General features: G+C 49.5%; 20 protein-coding genes. All 20 read left to right on the top strand.

Features of this window, described 5'->3' with window-relative positions:
• Positions 1-11 precede the first annotated feature (11 nt).
• A complete protein-coding gene (gene cobM, locus QTL79_RS07320; protein WP_346354300.1) occupies positions 12-767 on the top strand; it encodes a precorrin-4 C(11)-methyltransferase in 756 nt (251 codons plus the stop codon).
• Positions 764-1,837, top strand: a complete 1,074-nt coding sequence (locus tag QTL79_RS07315; RefSeq protein WP_346354299.1) for a cobalt-precorrin 5A hydrolase — start codon at positions 764-766, stop codon at positions 1,835-1,837. The genes cobM and QTL79_RS07315 overlap by 4 nt, the downstream gene beginning before the upstream one ends.
• A 29-nt stretch (positions 1,838-1,866) precedes the next feature.
• Positions 1,867-2,556 (top strand): precorrin-3B C(17)-methyltransferase, encoded by a 690-nt coding sequence (gene cobJ / locus QTL79_RS07310; RefSeq protein WP_346354315.1) that lies wholly within the window; start codon positions 1,867-1,869, stop codon positions 2,554-2,556.
• Positions 2,553-3,329, top strand: coding sequence for a precorrin-6A reductase (cobK, locus tag QTL79_RS07305; RefSeq protein WP_346354298.1), 777 nt, complete (start codon positions 2,553-2,555; stop codon positions 3,327-3,329). Before cobJ ends, cobK begins: the two co-directional genes overlap by 4 nt.
• The gene (locus QTL79_RS07300) at positions 3,317-3,937 is read left to right on the top strand and encodes a precorrin-8X methylmutase (RefSeq protein WP_346354297.1); all 621 of its coding nucleotides are present in this window, start codon (positions 3,317-3,319) and stop codon (positions 3,935-3,937) included. Before cobK ends, QTL79_RS07300 begins: the two co-directional genes overlap by 13 nt.
• Positions 3,938-3,941: 4 nt before the next feature.
• On the top strand, positions 3,942-4,490 hold the full coding sequence (locus QTL79_RS07295; protein WP_346354296.1) for a cob(I)yrinic acid a,c-diamide adenosyltransferase: 549 nt from the start codon (positions 3,942-3,944) through the stop codon (positions 4,488-4,490).
• A 19-nt stretch (positions 4,491-4,509) separates the two neighbouring features.
• Positions 4,510-5,898, top strand: coding sequence for a cobyrinic acid a,c-diamide synthase CobB (locus QTL79_RS07290; RefSeq protein ID WP_428845464.1), 1,389 nt, complete (start codon positions 4,510-4,512; stop codon positions 5,896-5,898).
• On the top strand, positions 5,895-6,461 hold the full coding sequence (cobU, locus tag QTL79_RS07285) for a bifunctional adenosylcobinamide kinase/adenosylcobinamide-phosphate guanylyltransferase (RefSeq protein WP_346354295.1): 567 nt from the start codon (positions 5,895-5,897) through the stop codon (positions 6,459-6,461). Before QTL79_RS07290 ends, cobU begins: the two co-directional genes overlap by 4 nt.
• Before the next feature lies 1 nt (position 6,462).
• Positions 6,463-7,983, top strand: coding sequence for a cobyric acid synthase (locus QTL79_RS07280; protein ID WP_346354294.1), 1,521 nt, complete (start codon positions 6,463-6,465; stop codon positions 7,981-7,983).
• A gap of 2 nt (positions 7,984-7,985) precedes the next feature.
• Positions 7,986-8,930 (top strand): adenosylcobinamide-phosphate synthase CbiB, encoded by a 945-nt coding sequence (gene cbiB / locus QTL79_RS07275; protein WP_346354293.1) that lies wholly within the window; start codon positions 7,986-7,988, stop codon positions 8,928-8,930.
• A gap of 24 nt (positions 8,931-8,954) precedes the next feature.
• Positions 8,955-9,710, top strand: coding sequence for an adenosylcobinamide-GDP ribazoletransferase (cobS, locus tag QTL79_RS07270; protein WP_346354292.1), 756 nt, complete (start codon positions 8,955-8,957; stop codon positions 9,708-9,710).
• Between the two features lie 12 nt (positions 9,711-9,722).
• A complete protein-coding gene (locus QTL79_RS07265) occupies positions 9,723-10,619 on the top strand; it encodes a GHMP family kinase ATP-binding protein (RefSeq protein WP_346354291.1) in 897 nt (298 codons plus the stop codon).
• A complete protein-coding gene (cobD, locus tag QTL79_RS07260; RefSeq protein ID WP_346354313.1) occupies positions 10,591-11,685 on the top strand; it encodes a threonine-phosphate decarboxylase CobD in 1,095 nt (364 codons plus the stop codon). The genes QTL79_RS07265 and cobD overlap by 29 nt, the downstream gene beginning before the upstream one ends.
• Positions 11,686-11,689: 4 nt before the next feature.
• Positions 11,690-12,304 (top strand): alpha-ribazole phosphatase, encoded by a 615-nt coding sequence (gene cobC / locus QTL79_RS07255; protein ID WP_346354290.1) that lies wholly within the window; start codon positions 11,690-11,692, stop codon positions 12,302-12,304.
• A gap of 127 nt (positions 12,305-12,431) precedes the next feature.
• Positions 12,432-16,106 carry a PolC-type DNA polymerase III gene (locus QTL79_RS07250; protein WP_346354289.1) on the top strand — a complete coding sequence of 1,225 codons (3,675 nt, stop codon included), beginning with the start codon at positions 12,432-12,434 and terminating at the stop codon, positions 16,104-16,106.
• A 144-nt stretch (positions 16,107-16,250) separates the two neighbouring features.
• Complete coding sequence (locus QTL79_RS07245; RefSeq protein ID WP_346354288.1) at positions 16,251-16,709, top strand: ribosome maturation factor RimP; 459 nt, start codon at positions 16,251-16,253, stop codon at positions 16,707-16,709.
• A 37-nt stretch (positions 16,710-16,746) separates the two neighbouring features.
• Positions 16,747-17,790: a transcription termination factor NusA gene (gene nusA, locus QTL79_RS07240; RefSeq protein ID WP_346354287.1), complete on the top strand. Its 1,044-nt coding sequence runs from the start codon at positions 16,747-16,749 to the stop codon at positions 17,788-17,790.
• 2 nt (positions 17,791-17,792) lie between these two features.
• Positions 17,793-18,059 (top strand): RNase P modulator RnpM, encoded by a 267-nt coding sequence (gene rnpM / locus QTL79_RS07235; RefSeq protein ID WP_346354286.1) that lies wholly within the window; start codon positions 17,793-17,795, stop codon positions 18,057-18,059.
• Positions 18,056-18,373 carry a L7Ae/L30e/S12e/Gadd45 family ribosomal protein gene (locus tag QTL79_RS07230; protein ID WP_346354285.1) on the top strand — a complete coding sequence of 106 codons (318 nt, stop codon included), beginning with the start codon at positions 18,056-18,058 and terminating at the stop codon, positions 18,371-18,373. Before rnpM ends, QTL79_RS07230 begins: the two co-directional genes overlap by 4 nt.
• Before the next feature lie 16 nt (positions 18,374-18,389).
• Entirely contained in the window at positions 18,390-21,110 is a 2,721-nt protein-coding gene (gene infB / locus QTL79_RS07225; RefSeq protein ID WP_346354284.1) for a translation initiation factor IF-2, read from the top strand.
• Positions 21,111-21,112: the final 2 nt, after the last annotated feature.

Here is a 21,112-nt window from a genome sequence, read left to right as displayed (position 1 = left end):
AGGAAGAGAAGATGCATGTATTTTTTGTCGGAGCGGGTCCTGGAGACCCTAATTTGATTACGGTAAAAGGGCAGAATTTGTTGCGTGAAGCGGACCTGATTGTATATGCAGGTTCTCTGGTTAATCCGGCATTGTTGGAGTTGGCGAAGAAAGATGCGGCCATCTATAATAGCGCGACAATGACGTTGGACGAGGTGATTGAGGTGATGTCGGCGGCGGCGTTTGAAAATAAATGTGTCGTACGGTTGCATACCGGAGATCCGAGCATTTATGGTGCGATTCAGGAACAAATGGATGAATTGAAGAAGAAGGACATTGATTATACGGTAATTCCTGGCGTCAGTTCCTTCTTAGCGACAGCGGCGGCTCTGCGCCAGGAATATACGCTACCCGGTGTGTCGCAAACCGTGATCATTACCAGACTGGAAGGGCGCACGCCAGTGCCGGAAAAAGAAGCACTGGCTCGTTTGGCGCAACATAATGCGACGATGTGTATTTTCCTCAGCGTGCATATGATCGAGGAAGTGATGGCGGAATTGCAAAAAGGCGGTTATGGTCCGGATACTCCTGCTGCGGTTGTCAAGAAGGCCTCCTGGCCGGACCAGGAAATTATTCGTGGTACGATCTCAACAATTGCAGCGTCGGTTGGAGCGGCTGGTATCGGTAAAACGGCAATGATCGTTGTCGGCAATTGTTTAGCGAGCAGTTATGAATTATCGCGTTTGTATGCAGCTGATTTCAGTCATATGTATCGTGATGCAAAATGAAATTGGCATTGCTGTCGGTAACAACGCGCGGCGCTTTTTTGGCGAACACGTTGGCAACTGAAATTCGTCTGTCGGGCGATGAAGCGGATTGTTTTGAAAAGCAGGGGCGTTCGGCGCAGTGCGGTGCAGAGGCTTTTGATTCGCTAAGCGAGTTGTTGGTTGAACTGTGGCCGCGCTACGACGGATTTATCTTCATCATGGCTACAGGGATTGTCGTTCGGGTCATTGCGCCGCACATCGTTGATAAACGCCAGGATCCAGCCGTGATTGTGCTTGACGAACAAGGCATTCATGCAATCAGTCTCTTATCGGGCCATCTTGGCCAGGCAAATTGTCTGGCGTCCTCGGTTGCGAAAATGATCGGCGCCAAGCCCGTCATTACGACGGCGACGGATTTGGCTGGGAAGACTGCTCCGGATGTGCTAGCCGTTGCTTTGCAGTGCAAGATTGAACCGTTCGATAGGTTGAAAAAAATTAACGCGGCACTCGCCGCAGGCGATACTATTATCTGGCAGATTGACGAGCGGCTGACGTTAACCGAGGCGTATCGAGCGAAAGCGGCAGAGTATGCGATTGAACTGCTGCCGTGGCAGCCGAAAGTTTCTAAAGATGTTGCCGTAAAGAACGTGCTTATTAGCGATCGGGCGATGCCGTGCGATGAGGCAGATCTGTTTTTGCGTCCACCGATTTTAGCTGCCGGAATCGGTTGTCGACGCGGCGTTCCGGCGAGTGAAATTATCGCGGCGATTGAAGACGCTTGCCGTAGTGTGGGCCGCAGCCCTGCCTGCATCGCGATTATGGCGTCGGTTGACGTCAAATCGACGGAAAAGGGGCTGCTGGAAGCTGCGGCGACATTGGCGGCAAAAACCGTCTTTTTCAGTGCAGATGAACTGGCGCAAACCGTAGCAAAATACAATTTAAAAGAATCGGACTTTGTCCGTAAACAGATAGGAGTTGGCAATATATGCGAAGCAGCAGTGATGAAAGTAAGTCAAGAGGAAACCTTGCTGGTTCCGCGGACGCGATATCCGCAGATAACAATTGCGCTGGCCGAGGTCACATCAGTGTGATCGGTATCGGGCCGGGCAGCCTGGAGGATATGAGTCCCCGTGCGCAGCAAGCTGTGGCGGATGCCACAAGAGTGGTCGGCTATACTAAATATGTCGAATTGATTGAGGATCTGATAAAAGACAAAGAAGTCGTTTCGACGGGGATGATGCAGGAGATTGATCGTTGTCAAAAGGCGCTCGATTTGGCGATGGAAGGACATCGTGTTGCTGTGGTTTCGAGCGGCGATCCTGGCATCTACGGAATGGCTGGGCTTGTTTTGGAACTGGCGACCAAATGTCCGGCCGAAGATCGTCCGGAAGTGGAAGTTATTTCCGGCATCAGTGCAGTTGGCGCATCGGCGGCCTGCCTCGGAGCACCGCTAATGCATGATTTTGCCGTGATTAGCCTCAGCGATTTGCTGACGCCTTGGGAAGTCATCCGGCGACGCGTAGAACTTGCGGCTGAAGGTGATTTCGTAATCGCCCTCTACAATCCAAAGAGCGTCAAACGCAATTGGCAGATTGAAGAAGTAAAGAACATTGTTCTTAAACACCGGCCTGTCATGACTCCGGTCGGCATTGTGCATCATGCCAGTCGTGACGGCGAGGCAAAGGTGATTGCCAATTTAGGCGGCTTTACAGATGAACATATTGATATGTTCTCTATGGTCATCATCGGCAATAGCCGGACTTATGTCAAAGAAGGCTATATGATTACGCCGAGGGGCTATCAGGTATGATTCTCGTAATCGCGGGAACAAAAGATGGGCGTGAAATAGCCGAAGCTTTAGAGCAGGAGGGATATCCGATTTTAATTTCCGTAACCAGCGAATATGGTCGGCAACGTCTGACGGAAAGATTGCAACAGTGTGTCAATGATACCGCTCTTGACGCAGACGGCTTGCTGGAGTTGATTCGGACACGCGGAATCCGACTGGTTATTGATGCCAGTCACCCTTATGCGCTGGCTGTATCAGCCAACAGCCGAGAGGCGGCGGCTACAGCTAATATTTCGTATCTGCGATATGAGCGGCCGCCAATTGAGTTGCCCGTTTACGATAAGTTGCATCGTGTAGACAACTATGAAGATGCAGCTCGCTTAGCGGCGGCGCTTGGTCAGACTATTTTTCTTACGACCGGTAGTCGTCATTTGGCGGCGTTTATGGCATCGCCGGATGTAAAGGAACGAAGAGTGGTGGCTCGCGTATTGCCGGAAGCGACGGTTCTTGCAGAGTGCAGCCGTATCGGGCTGCAGCCGCATGATATTGTCGCGTTGTCCGGTCCGTTTAGCAAAGAGCTTAACATGGCGCTTTTTTGCGAATATGAGGCCGATGTAATCGTTACGAAAAACAGCGGTGAAATCGGCGGCAGCGATACCAAAATAGCGGCGGCGATGGCGTTAGAACTACCAATTGTTATCTTGGAGAGACCGCAGCAGGACGGTAATTATCTTGAAACAGCGGCTGATGTATTGGTCGAAGTAAAAAAGGAGGCGGAAAAATGGATTTCATAACGAATCCTATGGAGATAGAACGACGCAGCATGGAGATCATTAAGCCGTATTTAGCAGACTGGAAACTTTCGGAGGAAGCGACAAAAGTATATTCGCGCATCATCCATGCAGCAGGGGATCCGGATTATGCAAACCATATTCGAATTCAGTCCGATGCGATTGCAGCTGGACTTGCGGCACTCAAAAGCGGCGCCGATATTTTTTGCGATGTTGAGATGGTTCGTACTGGCATCAATAAGAAACGTTTGGCGGAATTTGGCGGCAGCGTCCATTGTCTGATCGCCGATCCTGATGTGGCGGACAAAGCCAAAGAACAGGGGATCACCCGTTCTATGGCGGCGATGCGCAGTTTTGGCACGCGACTTGATGGTGCGGTCATTGCGATCGGCAATGCGCCGACTGCATTATTTGAAGTGCTGCGCCTGATAAAAGAAGAGCGGATTCGTCCTGCCCTAATTATCGGTATACCCGTTGGATTTGTTGGTGCCTGTGAATCGAAAGAGGCCCTGGTAGAACAAGCACCGGTGCCGTATATTACCGTAGCAGGCAACAAAGGCGGCAGTCCGATCGCAGCAGCCACGGTAAATGCCTTGCTGTATATGCTGTAAGAAGATGATTGGCATTTTTACCGGAAACGGAAAAGGGAAGACGACAGCGGCGCTTGGTACGGCGCTTAGCGCCGCGCTGCAGGGAAAAAGGGTGGCGATCGTCCAATTTCTCAAAGGCAGTGGTTATACCGGGGAACTGGCGGCAATCCCTCAATTGTCGTTGGCATTTTCGATCCGGCAATTCGGATTTGGTTGTCCGGATGCGGCGGCAATTCGCTCTGGCGAAATGCAATGTAAAAAATGCGGCCAATGTTTTGGGCAGAATCGCAATCCGGCGAATGGTTATGTGGAACAGGCATGGTCTTATGCTTGTGAGGCAGCGCATGAAAGTGATCTGGTTGTTTTGGATGAGGTCAGTCATGCTGTAAATCGCAAGTTGTTAGAGGAGGAAACGCTTCTTCGTTGGCTGCGCGAGGTGAAGGCGGATGTCGTCCTGACAGGACGCAATATGCCACAGGCGATTATTGATTTAGCTGATTTTGCGACGCAATGTCATCCGGTGCAGCATCCAATGGGAAAAGGCATTGATGCACGACGGGGATCTGAATATTGAGTACGGAGGTCTAGTTATTATGATGAGCACGGTACCGCGCCTGGTAATTGCCGGGACGCAGAGCGGAGTCGGAAAGACCACTATTGTGGCGGGGTTGCTGGCGGCGTTTCGTGCCCGCAAGCAAAAGGTGCAGTCGTATAAGATTGGACCGGATTATATTGATCCGGGCTACCACCAACAGGCAGGGGGCAAGCCTTCCTATAATCTCGATTCTTGGCTGATGCCGGAAGTGCGGATTGCCAATTTATTAGAGATGACGGCTAAGGGACAGGATTTGGCATTAATTGAAGGTGTTATGGGACTGTATGACGGCGGCAAAAACGGCATCAGCAGCACGGCACAGATTGCCAAGCGCCTGCAAGCGCCGGTCGTCTTGGTTTTAGATGTAAAATCGGCTGGCGAAAGTGCGGCGGCGGTGGCCTGCGGGTTCAAAGAATATGACCCGGACGTCAATTTCGCTGGTGTGATACTGAACCGCGTTGGATCTCATTCCCATCGACAAATGGTGGAAGAGGCATTGCAACGTAGGAATATTCCTGTATTTGGTGCGGTATATCGCGATGGTGCGATACAATTGCCGGAGCGGCATTTAGGCCTGACGCCGGTAAACGAGCATGACAGCGAGGCTATTATGCTGCGGCTGCAGGCGAAAATCGAAGCGGAAATTGATGTGTCTGCACTGATGAAGTTGGGACAGAGTGCGCCGCCGTTTGAAGTGATGCAGCCGGTTTATCCTTTACCAAATGGCGCGCCGGTGCGCATTGCCGTTGCGCAAGACGAGGCCTTTTCGTTTTATTATCCGGATAGCTTGGCTGTTTTAAACGGATGTGGAGCTGAACTCATTCCGTTCAGCCCGGTGCGCGATGCGAAGTTGCCGGAAAAAATTGATGGCTTGCTGCTAGGCGGTGGTTTTCCAGAAATGTTTTTAGTGGAATTAGCTGCTAATGAAGGGTTGCGTAAGGAAATTAAGGCTGAGGCGCAAAAGGGCATGCCTGTTTATGCTGAATGCGGCGGATTGATGTATCTATGCCGTGAAATAGCCGATTTTACCGGGCACTCATACCCGATGTGCAATGTAGTGCCGGCGAGAAGCGAGATGCGGCAAAAACTGCAGACGGTCGGTTATGTTGAAGCGACGGCCTTGTCCGATAGTATATTGTCGCAAAAAGGAGAGAAATTACGCGGGCACGAATTCCATTTTTCTGAAATGATCCCCGATGCGGATTTTAATTGGGCTTTTTCATTTTCTAAGCTGCGTACCGGCGCAGTTTATTGCGGCGGTTTTTGCCAGGGGAATGTATTGGCCTCTTATTTACATCTTCATTTTGCCGGCAATGAAATGGCCGCATCACGTTTCATCGAAAAATGTCGTGACTATCAAAGGCAGCAGGGAGGGCATAACGGATGAAAATCATCTTGGTGACAGGCGGCGCGCGAAGCGGTAAAAGTCGTTTTGCCGAGCGTTATGCAGAGCGCTATCAACAGGTTTTGTATGTGGCTACTGCGCAGGTGTTGGATAATGAAATGGAACGTCGGGTTACATTGCATAAAGAGCGGCGTCCGGCGCATTGGGGCAGTGTTGAAGCTTGGGAGAATCCGGCAGCCGTTTTGCTCGAAGAAGGTGGACGGCAGGAATGTATCTTATTTGATTGCCTGTCGCTCTATGTGAGCAATATGATGTTGTCGTCGCAGGCGCCAAGTGATGTGGAGGAGCGCGTTATTTATATGAAAGAACAATTTGCACGGCTCTTGGCGGCGGCTAAACAAGTCAGCGGGACGTTGATTTTTGTCGCGAATGAAGTCGGTTTGGGCATAGTGCCTGACAATGCAATGGCGCGTGAATATCGTGATTGGGCGGGGTTACTTAACCAGGAAGTGGCAGCGATAGCTGATGAAGTGTATTTTACCGTGAGTGGACTTGCAGTAGAGATGAAGAAGCTGGCGGAAGCCTGTTTCAATGCGGAGGTTTGAGATGGCTAAAACAATTATGCTACAGGGAACTAGCTCTCATGTCGGGAAAAGCATTCTGACAACAGCGCTATGCCGTATTTTCAGACAAGATGGCCGAGCTGTTGTTCCGTTTAAGGCGCAAAATATGGCGCTTAATTCGTATGTGACAATTGATGGGGAAGAAATGGGGCGTGCGCAGGTTGCGCAGGCGGAAGCGGCTGGATTGGCTCCTTTGGTCGAAATGAATCCGGTGCTGCTAAAACCGACCGGAAATTCGCGCTCTCAGGTCATTTTAAAAGGTCATCCGGTTGGCAATATGTCAGCGCAGGAATATCACCGTGACTACAGTTTGAAGGCCTTCGCCACGATTCAGGAATGCATGGGAAAATTAATGCAGGATTATGAGGTTGTGGTAATTGAAGGCGCAGGAAGCCCCGCAGAGGTCAATTTAAAGGATACAGATGTGGTGAATATGCGAATCGCCAAACTGGTAAATGCGCCAGTTTTGTTGGTGGCCGACATTGATCGAGGCGGTGCGCTGGCTTCCGTTGTCGGCACGATTGAGTTGCTCGACCCGGATGAACGAGACCGAATCAAAGGCATCGTTATCAATAAATTCCGTGGCGATCTTGAGCTGTTGAAGCCTGCGCTCACTTTTCTCGAAGAAAAAACAGGCAAACCCGTTGTCGGTGTAGTGCCGCATCTGGCAAATCTGGGAATTGATGATGAAGACTCCGTTTCACTTGAAGATAAAAAGGAAAAAGTAGGGGCTGAACTCGACATCGTGGTTCTGCGCACGCCTAAGATTTCGAATTTTACCGATTTTGATCCATTGGCGGAAGAGCCGGATGTTAATCTGCGTTATGTGAAAATGGGCGAAAAGATCGGTAGACCAGATCTTATTGTTTTACCGGGCAGTAAAAACACGATTGAAGATCTCATTGCATTGCGTCAACATGGCTATGACGCCGAAATTACTGCGTTAGCCGATGCAGGAGTGCCGGTGATCGGCATTTGCGGCGGGTATCAAATGCTGGGACGTACAATTAAAGATCCATTTCATACTGAGTCGGAGGCTGAAGAAGTCGAGGGCCTTGCTTTACTTGACATTGAAACTATTTTTGCGACAGAAAAGCTCACGCAGCAAGTCATCGCCGATGCACAGGGAAACGGTTTTCTTAATATGCAATCAGCGGCATCGGGCCTGACCGGATATGAGATTCATATGGGACGAACGGAACAGGGCGCCGGAGTCGAATCGCCGTTTATTATCACGCAACGCTCGCAGGTCAAACTGCGAGATAATGACGGCAGTTTAAACAGTGAGGGAACTGTAATGGGAACCTATATTCACGGCATATTTGACAATGACGAATATCGGCGCGGCCTATTGAACATGTTGCGTAAATCCAAAGGGCTGCCCGTACTGCCAATCGGCGAGAGTACAGCGGCGCGCAAGCAGGCTAGTTATGACCGTTTGGCGGCTGTGGTGCGCGAAAGTTTGAACATGGAATTGGTCTATTCGATGATGGAGGCGGAATAATAGTGGAAGGATTGCTGCCGCTTGCGGCTATTTTGCTTGACGGCATTATCGGTGATCCGCGCAGTCGCTTTCATCCGGTCGTCTTGTTGGGCAAGCTGATTGCCTTGCTGCAGCGCGTGTTGTATCGTGCTGAATGGGGAGCTTCATGGCAACTGTTTGCTGGCGGCCTTCTGATGACGATAGTGATTGGAGTTACATATCTCATCATGTGGTTTGCTGATCGTTGGCTCGCGTTGCAAGGCGCGACAATTCATTTCTGGGGAATCGCATTGTTGCTCAGTTTTACGATTACGCCGCGCAGTTTGGCTGAAGCTGGGCTGGAAATTGCGGCCTATCTTAAGAATGCCGATATGAAGCAGGCCCGCTTTAAAGTGGGCTGGATCGTTGGCCGCGATACGGAGGCACTCGATGAAGGTGAGATTACCAGAGCTACAGTCGAGACTGTCGCTGAAAACATGGTGGACGGCATTATTGCACCCCTATTTTTCTTTTGTCTGGGAGGGCTTCCGTTAGCTTTTGCGTACAGGGCTGTCAATACGATGGATTCCATGATAGGATATAAAAATGACGCTTATCTTTATTTTGGTCGCTGTGCGGCGCGGATGGATGATATCTGGAATTGGCTGCCGGCGCGCATTACATTTCTCTTTGTCTTAGTGGCTGCGATTCTCTTGCGTCGTGATCCGAAAAATGCGTGGCGCATGGCTCTTCGCGATGCGTGCAAACACCCAAGTCCTAACAGCGGCTGGGCCGAAGCGTCGGTTGCCGGAGCGCTGGGCGTCAGATTGGGCGGCCTTAATTATTACGGCGGTCGGGAGTCGCTTCGCGCCTATATGGGCGAACCGATCCAGGCATTATGTGCAAAGCATATTCAAGAAACGGTTGCGTTGATGTATGGCGTTAGTGTGATTGGCGCCTTAGCGGCCAGTGCAATATTGTTTTTGTAGTCCATTGCTAAGAGAGGAAACGCAATGAATGATTTTATAACCGGTCTGCAATTTTTAACCCGGATCAAAATAGCGGAGCAGCAGGTCTGGTCTGCCGAATCCTTTGGCCGCAGTGTGAAGTATTTTTCCTTTGTCGGCGCAAGCCTGGGCGCATTATTATGGCTGCTTGCGATGGCGCTTACGTTTTTGCCGGAGCGGCTTGGTTTTCTGCCGGCGCCGCAAAGCGTCTCGAGCCTAGTGCTTTTAATGGCTGCAGTTTTTCTAACGGGAGGACTGACTTGCGACGGTTTTATGGATTCGATGGATGGGCTTTTTTCCGGACGCGAGCGTGAGCGGATGCTTGAAATTATGAAGGACAGCCGCGTTGGCGCTAATGGCGTGACGGCGTTCGTGTTTCTGGTTTTGGCTAAATGGTCTGCTCTGCAGGGGATGCTGCCTGTTCAAGTGGGAGCTGCAATTTGGGCGATGCCGATTATCGGACGCATGGCGATGGTGATTGCGATCACTTGCTTTCCTTATGCGCGTCCAGACGGGATTGGTAAAGCGTTTGCAGAACATGCCGGGACGGGCACATTACTATTGGCGATGCTTTCAGGTGGTTTTTTTCTTGCACTTGGCGGTTGGAAAATCTGTGTAGCGGGCTTAGCTGCAATCTGTATGGCATTACTGTTTGCTCACTGGGCGTCAAAACAATTGGAGGGCTTGACGGGGGATCTATATGGGGCCTGCTGCGAAATTTCGGAAGTTTGTCTTTTGATGATGGTCTTATTATTGGGGTAAGGGGGGACCGGAGTGAAACTACGTGTCCGGGTGCCTGGATCCTGCGGTGAACTGGTGCAGGGGCTGTTACAGGACGATTATTTTCTTGTGACTTGCCCGATTGATCGTTATGCAGAAGCCGTGATTGAACCGGCAGATGAATTTAGTGCTCAATTGCCGCCTAAGGCAAGAAGGGCGGCAGAAATGACGATCGAAAGACTGCAAATTAAAGACTGCAAATTTAAACTGACCTTGTCGTCGCAACTGCCGTTGGGCAAAGGAATGGCATCGAGCAGTGCGGATATTGCGGCAGTCGCTCAGGCGATTGCTCATTTTCACGGACAATCGTTTGCAGCAAAAGACATTGCGGCAATTGCGTTAGCGATAGAGCCAACCGATGCGGTGTTTTTTCCTGGAGTCACGCTGTTTGATCATGTTAAAGGCAGCGTCTGTTTGATGTTGGGAACTCCGCCGCCACTTGAAATCATGGTTTTTGACGTTGGCGGTGCGATTGACACGATTTCATTCAATCAACGCCAGGATCTTGCGCAGAAAAACAAGGAGAAAAGCCTGCAAGTGGCGAAAGCCTTGCAATTTTTGCGGCGGGGAATTGACAGTGGTGATGCGTCGTTGCTTGCGCAAGGCGCGACGCTCAGCGCTATAGCGAATCAATCTATTTTATGGAAGCAAGGTCTTGAAGAACTTTGGGAAATTGGACGCAAAGCTGGAGCCTTGGGCGTCAATGTCGCGCATAGTGGAACAGTGATGGGGTTGCTCTTTGCCGAGGGAAAAACGAGTAGGGAAGAGGAACGAGTCATTACTGAGCTGGAGCATGCTTGCTCGGCTCGCTATCTCGAAACGGTTCGACTTATAGCCGGGGGACTTTGGATACAAGAGGGTGATGACACTGCTTGGCAAAAATGCATTTGAACATGGTGGAAAATGGTTGGCAGCGTTAAGAAACTGGGATAATGAAAAAGGAAAACTGCTTGATTTCAGTGCGAATATCAATCCGTGCGGTGTAGCGGAATCAGTTAAAGCTGCGATTGAGGCGGCAATGCCTTCCATTGTACATTACCCTGACAGTGAAGCTGTTGAATTGAAAGAAGCTATCAGTCTTCATTATCAGGTGGCAAAGGAAACGATTCTGCTTGGTAATGGAGCTGTGGAACTTCTTTATCTGCTTTGTCAATACAAACGTCCACAACGGATATTGGTTCCGGCGCCTACCTTTAGCGAATATGAACGGGCGGCGCGCGCTTCAGGCGCGGAGATAGATTATTTGCCGTTAAAAGCAACGCAGCAATTCGCGCTGACGTTCTCAGAGATACGAAAACAACTGCCGCAGGCAGATATGATATTTATTTGTAATCCTAACAACCCGACTGGGCGCTTAACAGAGCGGGATGAGATACAAAAAATTCTGGAAGCCGTAAAGGGGCGCGAATGTTTGGTTGTAGTTGATGAATCTTTCATTGACTTTGTCGACAATGGAGAACAGTATAGTTGCCGCAGTCTTTTGGCGGATTATCCTCAACTTTGTATTCTACATTCATTGACGAAGTTTTATGCGATTCCGGGTCTGCGTCTTGGATTTATCTTAGGCTCGCCGAGACTGACCGCTGCGCTTGAGTCTCGCAAAGATCCTTGGAATGTGAATACGCTGGCGCAAAGTGCAGGCGTTGCAGGCTTACGTGATGAGGGATATCAAGTGACTAGCCGTCATTATGTGACGAAAGAACGCGAAAAATTGTCGGCCGACCTAAACGAAATTCCGGGGCTTGTTGTTTATCCAGGTACGGCTAATTTTTTGCTGCTCGATATAAATGCGTTAAAATTGACTGCAACTGAGTTTGTCCGACGGATGGCTGCGCTTGGCGTATTGGTGCGCAATTGTACAAATTATCCCGGATTGACCGAGGATTATGTTCGCGTCGCCGTACGCAGCCGGGAAGAAAACCAACGATTAGTAGCTAGTATTAGACAGGTGGTTTAAAACGATGACGAGAGTATTTTTGATCCGGCATGGTGAAACGGAATGGAACAAAAATATGAAATACCAAGGACAAACCGATGTTCCTCTCAGCGACGCCGGACGAAAACAGGCCGAAAAACTTGCAAGCCGATTGTCTAAGGTTGATTTTGCAGCAGTGTATTCAAGCGATCTGATACGCGCCTATGAAACGGCGACAGTTTTGGCTGCGCCGCATGAACTGCCGGTTACTGTCTGCCCGGGACTCAAGGAAATCAACTTTGGCGAGTGGGAAGGCTTGACGTATGATAACATCAGTGGTCAATGGTCTGGGGAGATGCAACGTCTTTTTTCTCGTCCGAATGAGGTTGAAATACCATCAGGTGAATCCTTTTACCAGGTGCAGCAGCGAGTGGTTGCCTCACTAGAGGAATTGGTAAAGGCTCATGAAAATGAAACGATTTTGGTCGTTTCACATGGCGCGGCGATTCGCACTGCGATTTGTGCGGCGCTTGAAATTCCGCTCAACAATCTTTGGAGCATACGGCAAGACAATACGGCACTGAATATTTTTGAATACCACGCAGAACGTATCGTAATTGGCTGTCTAAACGATAGTAATCACTTAGCAGAGAAAAAATAACTTGCAAGCGGCAAACCGTGCTTTAGGACGGTTTGTCGTTTTTTCGCCCTGCGACGCACTTGAAAAGAATGGGCAGTATGCTACAATAAAAACGGTATGGATGTGGGAGAGAGGTTGAAGGGCATATATGCATAATTATTGTATTATTCCCAATAACCAGGAAGGGTTTCGTCAATTGGCCGCGCAGCTGTCTGTTGGAGCTGCTGAACGCAGTCAATTAGAAACACTTGACGTTGTTAGAGTGGAAGTGAATACGGAAAAAAATAGTTGGCGGATGATTCTGCGCGGGATGGAACTTTTGCCGGAAAACTTGTTAGATAAGATACGCCGAAAAATATGTGAGAATTGTGGTTTGACAACGGTTCATTTTGTTCAACAGGCGACGGATCCGGAAGTGTTGATTACAGCAGAGTGGAAACGTCTGATTGATGAAGTGGCCGGTAAGGCTCACTCAGTAAAACATTTGCTCTGCAATGCTTCGTGGCGTTATGATAACGGATGCTTGCATTTGGAAACGCTTGGCGATTTGTCGATGGAAATTCTGGAAGCTCAGCAAATCATTCCGCAACTCGAACGCAAGTTGACAGACTTAATTGGACAACGTTGTCCGATTAAACATCGGGCGCTCACAGTTCAGGAAGCGACGGTTTGTGATGACGACATCATGACGCCGGAATATCTTGTAGCGCTAGAAGGACAACATAATATGGAAGCTAACAAGAAGGAAGAAATTACAATTTTCTTCGGGCGTGCTATTAAGGCCGCGCCAATGCCGCTTGATCAAATTGACGAAGAGGCGAGAGGCGTTGTAGTTGCAGGACAACTGCTGAATTTGGATTTTCGCACGTTACGCTCCGGGCGCTTTTTGTTGACGTTTGATATCGGCGACGTCACGGGCGGTTTGAGCGGCAAAGTGTTTTTTGAAGATAAGGATAAAGATGCCTTTGATAAGGTTTCTGCAAACCTGAAGACTGGTATGGCGGTAAAGGCCAAGGGAACCGTGCAGTTTGATAAATACAGCAATGAACTTGTCATGTATGCGGACAGCATGTGTCGAATGGAAATGACGGGAAACCGAACGGATGAAGCGGAAATAAAAAGGGTGGAATTGCACGCGCATACTCGAATGAGCAATATGGATGCGGTTGTTTCCGCTAAACAACTGATTCAGACGGCGATCAAGTGGGGGCATGAGGCGGTGGCAATTACTGATCATGGCGTGGTTCAAGCGTTTCCTGAAGCGCATGATGCTGCTGCAAAAGCAGGCATTAAAGTTATTTATGGGATGGAAGGCTATCTGTTTGACGATGACATTACGCGAGCGCGCCATATTATTATTTTGGCCAAAAACAGTGTGGGCTTGCGTAATTTATATCGTTTGGTGTCGTTGTCGCATTTGAAATATCTGCATCGTACCCCAAAGATCCCACGCACAATTTTAAAAGAGTACCGTGATGGTTTGTTGCTGGGCTCCGCTTGTGAAGCGGGTGAACTGATCCAAGCAATTTTACGCGGTGCTTCAGACACTGAACTGGAAGAGATTGCTGAATTCTACGATTATTTAGAGATTCAACCGATCTTGAACAATGAATTTATGCTGCGCGAAAAAATGGTTGCGAATGAAGAAGCGCTGCGCAATGTAAATCGCAAGGTTTGCCAGCTTGGGGAAAAGCTGGGCAAACTGGTCGTGGCAACCTGCGATGTTCACTTTCTGAATCCGGAAGATGAAGTGTACCGTCGCATTTTGATGGCGGGTAAAGGCTTTTCTGATGCAGACCACCAACCGCCGCTCTATTTTAGAACAACCGAGGAAATGCTGAAAGAGTTCGCTTATCTCGGCGCCGCTAAGGCGCAAGAGGTCGTAATTGAAAATCCACGCCAGGTGGCGGCTCTAGTTGATGCGATAAAACCGATTCCGGATGAACTTTATTCGCCCGAAATACCCGGGGCGGAAGACGATATCCGCAATATGGCGACGAATAAGGCGGAATCCATGTATGGCACGCCGCTGCCGGAGATAGTCGCTGCACGACTCAAATACGAGATGGATGCGATTATCAATAATGGTTTTGCCGTGCTATATCTGATCGCACACAAACTGGTAAAGAAATCGCTTGACGATGGTTATCTTGTAGGTTCGCGAGGTTCGGTCGGTTCGTCGTTTGTTGCGACGATGACGGATATTACAGAAGTGAATCCGTTGCCGCCGCATTGGCGCTGCGGTCAATGCAAACACAGTGAGTTCATCACGGATGGCACCTATGGCGGCGGATTCGATTTACCGGATAAAGACTGCCCGCGTTGCGGCACTCGAATGATCAAAGATGGCCATGATATTCCGTTTGCCGTATTTATGGGCTTTTTCGGCGAGAAGGTGCCGGATATCGATCTCAATTTTTCCGGTGAATACCAGGGGATAGCGCATAAATACACGGAAGAATTGTTTGGCAAGGATAACGTGTTCAAGGCGGGGACTATTGCAACGATTGCCGATAAGACAGCCTATGGGTATGTGAAAAACTACTTTTCGGAAAAAGGGATTACGCCGCGCAATGCGCACATCAACTCCTTGATTTCCGGTTGTACCGGGGTCAAGCGTACGACAGGTCAGCATCCAGGCGGGATTATGGTTGTGCCGCGTGATATGGACGTGCATCATTTTACGCCGATACAACGTCCGGCAGATGACAAAGATTCAGGAACGATTACGACGCACTTTGATTACCATTCGATCAGTGGACGTCTGGTTAAACTTGACATCCTCGGACATGACGATCCAACGATGATCCGGATGCTGGAAGATTTGACCGGTGTTGATGCCAAGACGTTGCCGTTTGATGATCAAGCGACGATGAGTCTGTTTTCCAGTACCGATGCGCTGGGAATCAAGGCTGCCGATCTTGGTAGCCCGGTTGCCACCTTTGGGATACCGGAGTTTGGGACAAAGTTCGTACGCCAAATGCTCGAAGACACGCTGCCAAAGCAGTTTAGCGAACTGGTGCGAATCAGCGGATTTTCGCACGGAACAGACGTCTGGCTAAACAATGCGCAGGATTTGATCAAAGAAGGCACGGCGAAATTGTCGGAAGCGATTTCGGCGCGCGATGACATCATGGTGTATCTGATTCATAAAGGGTTAGAGCCGCAAACGGCATTTAAAATAATGGAAAGTGTGCGCAAAGGCAAGGGGGTGAAGCCGGACGATGTTGCAAAGATGCGTGAAAAAAATGTGCCGGAATGGTATGTGGAATCATGTCAGAAGATCAAATATATGTTTCCAAAAGCGCATGCAGTGGCCTATGTGATGATGGCATTTCGAATTGCTTACTGCAAAGTTCATTATCCTAAGGCCTTTTATGCAGCCTATTGCAGCGTCAGAGCTACGGAATTCGATGCCGATTTGATTGTGCAGGGCAAGGACGTTCTGCGCAGTAAATTGGCTGAATTCGAAAGCATGGGAAATACAATCAGTCCGAAAGAGAAGGGATTGCAGACGATCTTTGAGATTGCTCTGGAAATGTATTTGCGTGGTTTTTCGTTCCGTAAAGTTGATCTCTATCAATCGGATGCGACCAAATTTCTGATTGTGGAAGAAGGGCTGCTGCCACCGCTGGCTGCGCTGCAGGGCGTCGGCGACAATGCTGCAATCAATATTGCGGCAGCGCGTGAAGGGCATGTCTTTTCTTCAATTGAAGATTTACGCAATCGCTCACGCGTTTCCAAAACCGTGATCGAGGTGCTGCGTCAGCATGGTTGCTTGGACGGAATGCTGGAAACGGATCAAATGATATTGTTTGGCTAAAGTCTATTGTAAAAAAAAAACACTGGTGCTATAATGGACTACAGTAATAATTTACTTAGAGTGTCGTTTGCGAAGAGTGGGTATCCAACCCACTCTTTCATCGTATGTGTTCTTCAAACTATTACAATGAATGGAGGGAAGCCTATGGCCAAGATGGAAATTGAGGCGTTAGTGGAAGGTTTTGTGCTTGAAATCATCCGCGATACCGCGCTTGAGTTGGTGGACGTCGAGTATGTCAAGGAGCGTGACTGGTATCTGCGCATTTTCCTTGACAAGGAGGGCGGCTTGGAGATCGAGGACTGCCAAGCTGTTAGTTCAGCGCTGGAAGACAAATTGGATGCAGCCGATCCAATTACGGACAGCTATTATCTCGAAGTTTCATCGCCTGGACTTGATCGCGCTTTGAAGAAAGAGCGCGATTTTGTACGGCATGCGGGAAGTATGGTGGAAATGAACACGTTTGCGCCGATTGAGGGACGCAAACAGTGGATCGGAAAATTGCACGGCCTTGAGGCTGGGAACATCGTTTTGGACGTAGACGGGGAAACAATTAGAATACCGCGGGAAAAAGTATCGCTGATTCGATTGCACCTCGAGTTTTAATACGGCGTAAAGTTATTTTCATGCAGGAGGAATGTAAGTGAACGCAGAATTCATGCAAGCTTTTGAACAATTGGGGAAGGAAAAAGGGATTGCTCCGGAAGTGCTGTTTGATGCAGTCGAGGCGGCTCTGATTTCGGCTTATAAGCGAAATTTTGGCGCGGTTCAAAATGTCAGGGTATCATTGGATCGAATGACGGGAGAAATTCATGTTTTTGCGCGCAAGACAGTCGTTGAAGAAGTGAATGATGCCCGCCTGGAGATTGAATTGTTGGAAGCGCGAAAAAGTGATGTGCGTTATGAGGTTGAAGATGTCGTCGAAATAGAAGTTACTCCGAAAGATTTTGGTCGTATTGCTGCGCAGACTGCGAAACAGGTTGTTGTGCAGCGAATCCGGGAAGCAGAGCGGGGTATCATTTATGAAGAGTTTTCTAACCGGGAAAGCGATATCTTAACGGGCATAGTACAGCGCATTGAACAAAAGAATGTATATATTGATTTAGGCAAAGCGGAAGCTATTTTGGCGCCGTCGGAACAAATTCCTGGCGAAGTTTATAAACATGGCGAACGCGTCAAATCTTATATAATTGAAGTGAAAAAAACGACAAAAGGGCCGCAAATTCTAGTATCGCGTACACACCCAGGGCTCTTGAAGCGCTTGTTTGAATTGGAAGTCCCAGAGATTCATGATGGCGTGGTGGAGATTAAGTCGGTGGCGAGAGAACCGGGGGCTCGCTCTAAGATTGCCGTCTATTCACGTGATGAAAACGTGGACCCGGTAGGCTCGTGTGTCGGTCATAAGGGTGTGCGGGTTCAGGCCATCGTCAATGAACTTCGTGGTGAGAAAATAGATATCGTTAAATGGAATACCGATCCGGCAAAGTACATTGCCAATGCCTTGAGCCCTGCTAAAGTTGTTAACGTTGAAGTTAATGAGGTTGAAAAGATTTCTCAAGTGATCGTGCCGGATTATCAATTGTCGCTGGCAATCGGTAAAGAGGGACAGAATGCGAGGCTGGCTGCTAAGCTAACCGGATGGAAAATTGATATCAAAAGTGAAAGTCAGGCAAGAACGGAGGGCTGAGCATGGCGGGAATAAAAAAAATTCCGCAACGCATGTGTGTTGGCTGTCAGCAAATGAAGGCTAAACGTGAATTGATGCGTGTTGTACGGACTCCGGAAGAGATGGTTGAACTTGACGTTACCGGGAAAAAATCGGGCAGAGGAGCTTATGTCTGCCGCGATGTCGCATGTCTGGAAAAAGCAGTCAAAGAAAAACGTTTGGAAAAGGCGCTGCATAAAGCAATTGAGCCAACAGTATATGAAGCGCTGCGGACGGGAATCTTACAGTGACGGCACAGCAAACGGTTAAACTCATGTCTCTATTGGGGCTTGCACAAAAAGCAGGGCGGATCATCTCGGGCGATCAGGTGATCGAAAAGGCGTTGCGCGACCGAAAAATTAAGCTGCTCTTAATTGCAGCGGATGCAGCTGAAAATACATGTGAAAAATACAGCCATTTGGCAGAAGCTTGCCGGATCGAGTGGCATGTGGTTCTGACTAAGGAAGATCTGGGGCAAGCTGTTGGAAAACAGTATCGAGCCGCAGTGGGAATAAATGATGAAGGTTTTGGTCGGGCAATGGCAAAGATATTAGCCGGATCATGACAGTGGAGGTGGATGAATGTCTAAATACAGAGTGTATGAATTAGCAAAAGACTATGATACAACCAGCAAAGTGATTATTGACATTTTAGCACGCAATAGTATTGTGGCAAAAAACCACATGAGTAGCGTAGAGGAAGAGGCCAAAAAAGTGATAGATCGGACTTTTGCCCATAAGACGGGAAGCGTAGCCCCTAGCGAAGAAAAAGCTAAGCCGGCAGTAACGCCAGCTCCGGCTCGACCTGCAACCAATGCGCCGGCAGCGCAGCTGCAAGGACAGACGGCTCAAGCGTTGCCTGGTCAACAGCAGCGTTCGCAAGGCAACTTCCAACAACGTCCGCAAGGCCAAGGCGGTCAGCAAGGCGGCTTCCAACAACGTCCGCAAGGCCAAGGCGGTCAGCAAGGCAACTTCCAACAACGTCCGCAAGGCCAAGGCGGTCAGCAAGGCAACTTCCAACAACGTCCGCAAGGCCAAGGCGGTCAGCAAGGCAACTTCCAACAACGTCCGCAAGGCCAAGGCGGTCAGCAAGGCGGCTTCCAGCAACGTCCGCAAGGACAAGGCGGCCAGCAAGGCGGCTTCCAACAACGTCCGCAAGGCCAAGGCGGTCAGCAAGGCGGCTTCCAGCAACGTCCGCAAGGACAAGGCGGCCAGCAAGGCGGCTTCCAACAACGTCCGCAAGGCCAAGGCGCTCAGCAAGGCAACTTCCAACAACGTCCGCAAGGGCAAGGTGGCCAACAAGGCGGCTTCCAACAACGTCCGCAAGGGCAAGGTGGCCAACAAGGCGGCTTCCAACAACGTCCGCAAGGCCAGGGCGGCCAACGCCCTCAAGGTCAGGGCGGCGGTCCTGGCGGTTGGAATAACCAGCGGCGCAATAATACCGGCGGTCGTCCTGGTCAGCAGGGCGGCAACCAAAGACGCGGCGGTCGCGGCGGTCATGCACCGCAGATGACGACTCCGAAACCGGAACCGATCAGACCGAAGCATATAAAAATTGCCGAAAGTATCACGGTTAAGGAATTGGCCGTCAAAATGAGCCGTGAAGTAGCGGAAGTTATTAAAAAGTTCCTGATGCTTGGCATCATGGTTACAATCAATCAGGAAGTGGATTATGACACGGCAGAAATCTTGGCTGCTGAATTTCAGGTAACAGTTGAAGCGCTTCCTCCGGAAGAGGATCCGACGGAAGTAGCTGAGATTGAAGATGATCCTAAGAGCCTGATGCCGCGTTCTCCGGTCGTTACCGTAATGGGGCACGTTGACCATGGCAAAACGTCGCTACTTGATGCGATCCGTCAAACGCGCGTTGCAGTAACTTCGCAGGAAGCGGGCGGAATCACGCAACATATCGGTGCTTACCAAGTTATGTGCAAAGGCAAGAAAATTGTCTTTCTCGATACGCCTGGGCATGAAGCGTTTACGGCGATGCGTGCACGCGGAGCTCAGGTAACCGATATTGCGATTCTGGTTGTTGCAGCGGATGATGGCGTAATGCCGCAAACGATTGAAGCCATCAATCATGCAAAATCGGCAAATGTTTCAATTATTGTTGCTATCAACAAGATGGACCGTGTTGAAGCGAACCCGGATCGTGTTAAGCAGCAGTTGTCCGAATATGGATTGATCCCCGAAGAGTGGGGCGGCGAGACGATTATGGTACCGGTATCGGCGCATAAACGTGATGGTATTGAAGAGTTGCTGGAAATGATTTTGCTGGTAGCGGAAGTTCAGGAGTTGAAGGCGAATCCGAATCGGGCGGCGATGGGAACTATCATTGAAGCGAAGCTTGACAAGGGTAGAGGCGCAGTCGCTACCGTATTGGTGCAAAAAGGTACATTGCGGATTGGCGACACGATTCTGGCTGGAACCGCGTTTGGCAAAGTAAAGGCGCTAGTTAATGACCGGGGCGAGAAAGTGAAAAAAGCGGAACCGTCTACGCCGGTTGAAGTACTTGGCTTTACCGATGTTCCGGCTGCAGGTGACGTAATGGTTTGCGTTGAAGAGCGCATTGCCAGAAGCGTTGCAGAGAAACGTGTGGCGAAAAAACGTACAGAGGAAATGGCGCATAATCAAAAAGTATCGCTTGACGATCTGTTCAAGCAGATTCAGGATGGCAATATAAAGGACTTGAACATTGTCATCAAGGCTGACGTACAAGGGTCGGTCGAAGCGCTTAGACAATCGCTGCTCGGCCTGAATGAAACGGCTGGCAACAAAGAAGTGCGCGTCAATGTGATTCATTCTGGCGTCGGCGCAATCAATGAGTCGGATGTAATGCTGGCTTCGGCTTCCAATGCCTTAGTCATTGGTTTTAACGTGCGTCCGGATGCGAACTCGCGCAAAGCTGCGGATAATGAAAAAATCGACATCCGTACTTATCGCGTTATTTACGAAGCCTTGAACGATGTGGAAGCTGCGATGACGGGAATGTTGGCGCCGCAATTCAAGGAAGTGATTCAAGGGCGCGTCGAAGTGCGACAAGTCTTCACGATTTCCAAGGTGCTGATTGCCGGTTGCTATGTGTTGGAAGGCAAAATAACGAACAAGAGCCAGGTTCGCGTTTTGCGCGACAGCGTTGTTGTTCATGAAGGCGAATTAGAGTCGTTGCGCCGCTTCAAAGATGACGTCAAGGAAGTAGCCACCGGCTATGAATGCGGCATCACGCTGGACAAGTTTCGCGATTTAAAGGAAGGCGATATCTTAGAAGCCTTCGTAATGGAAGAAGTAGCTCCCAAAGCTTAAAG

Origin of the sequence: Azotosporobacter soli (assembly GCF_030542965.1) — a bacterium.
Lineage (GTDB): Bacteria > Bacillota > Negativicutes > SG130 > SG130 > Azotosporobacter > Azotosporobacter soli.
This window is presented reverse-complemented; position numbering and strand designations above follow the sequence as displayed.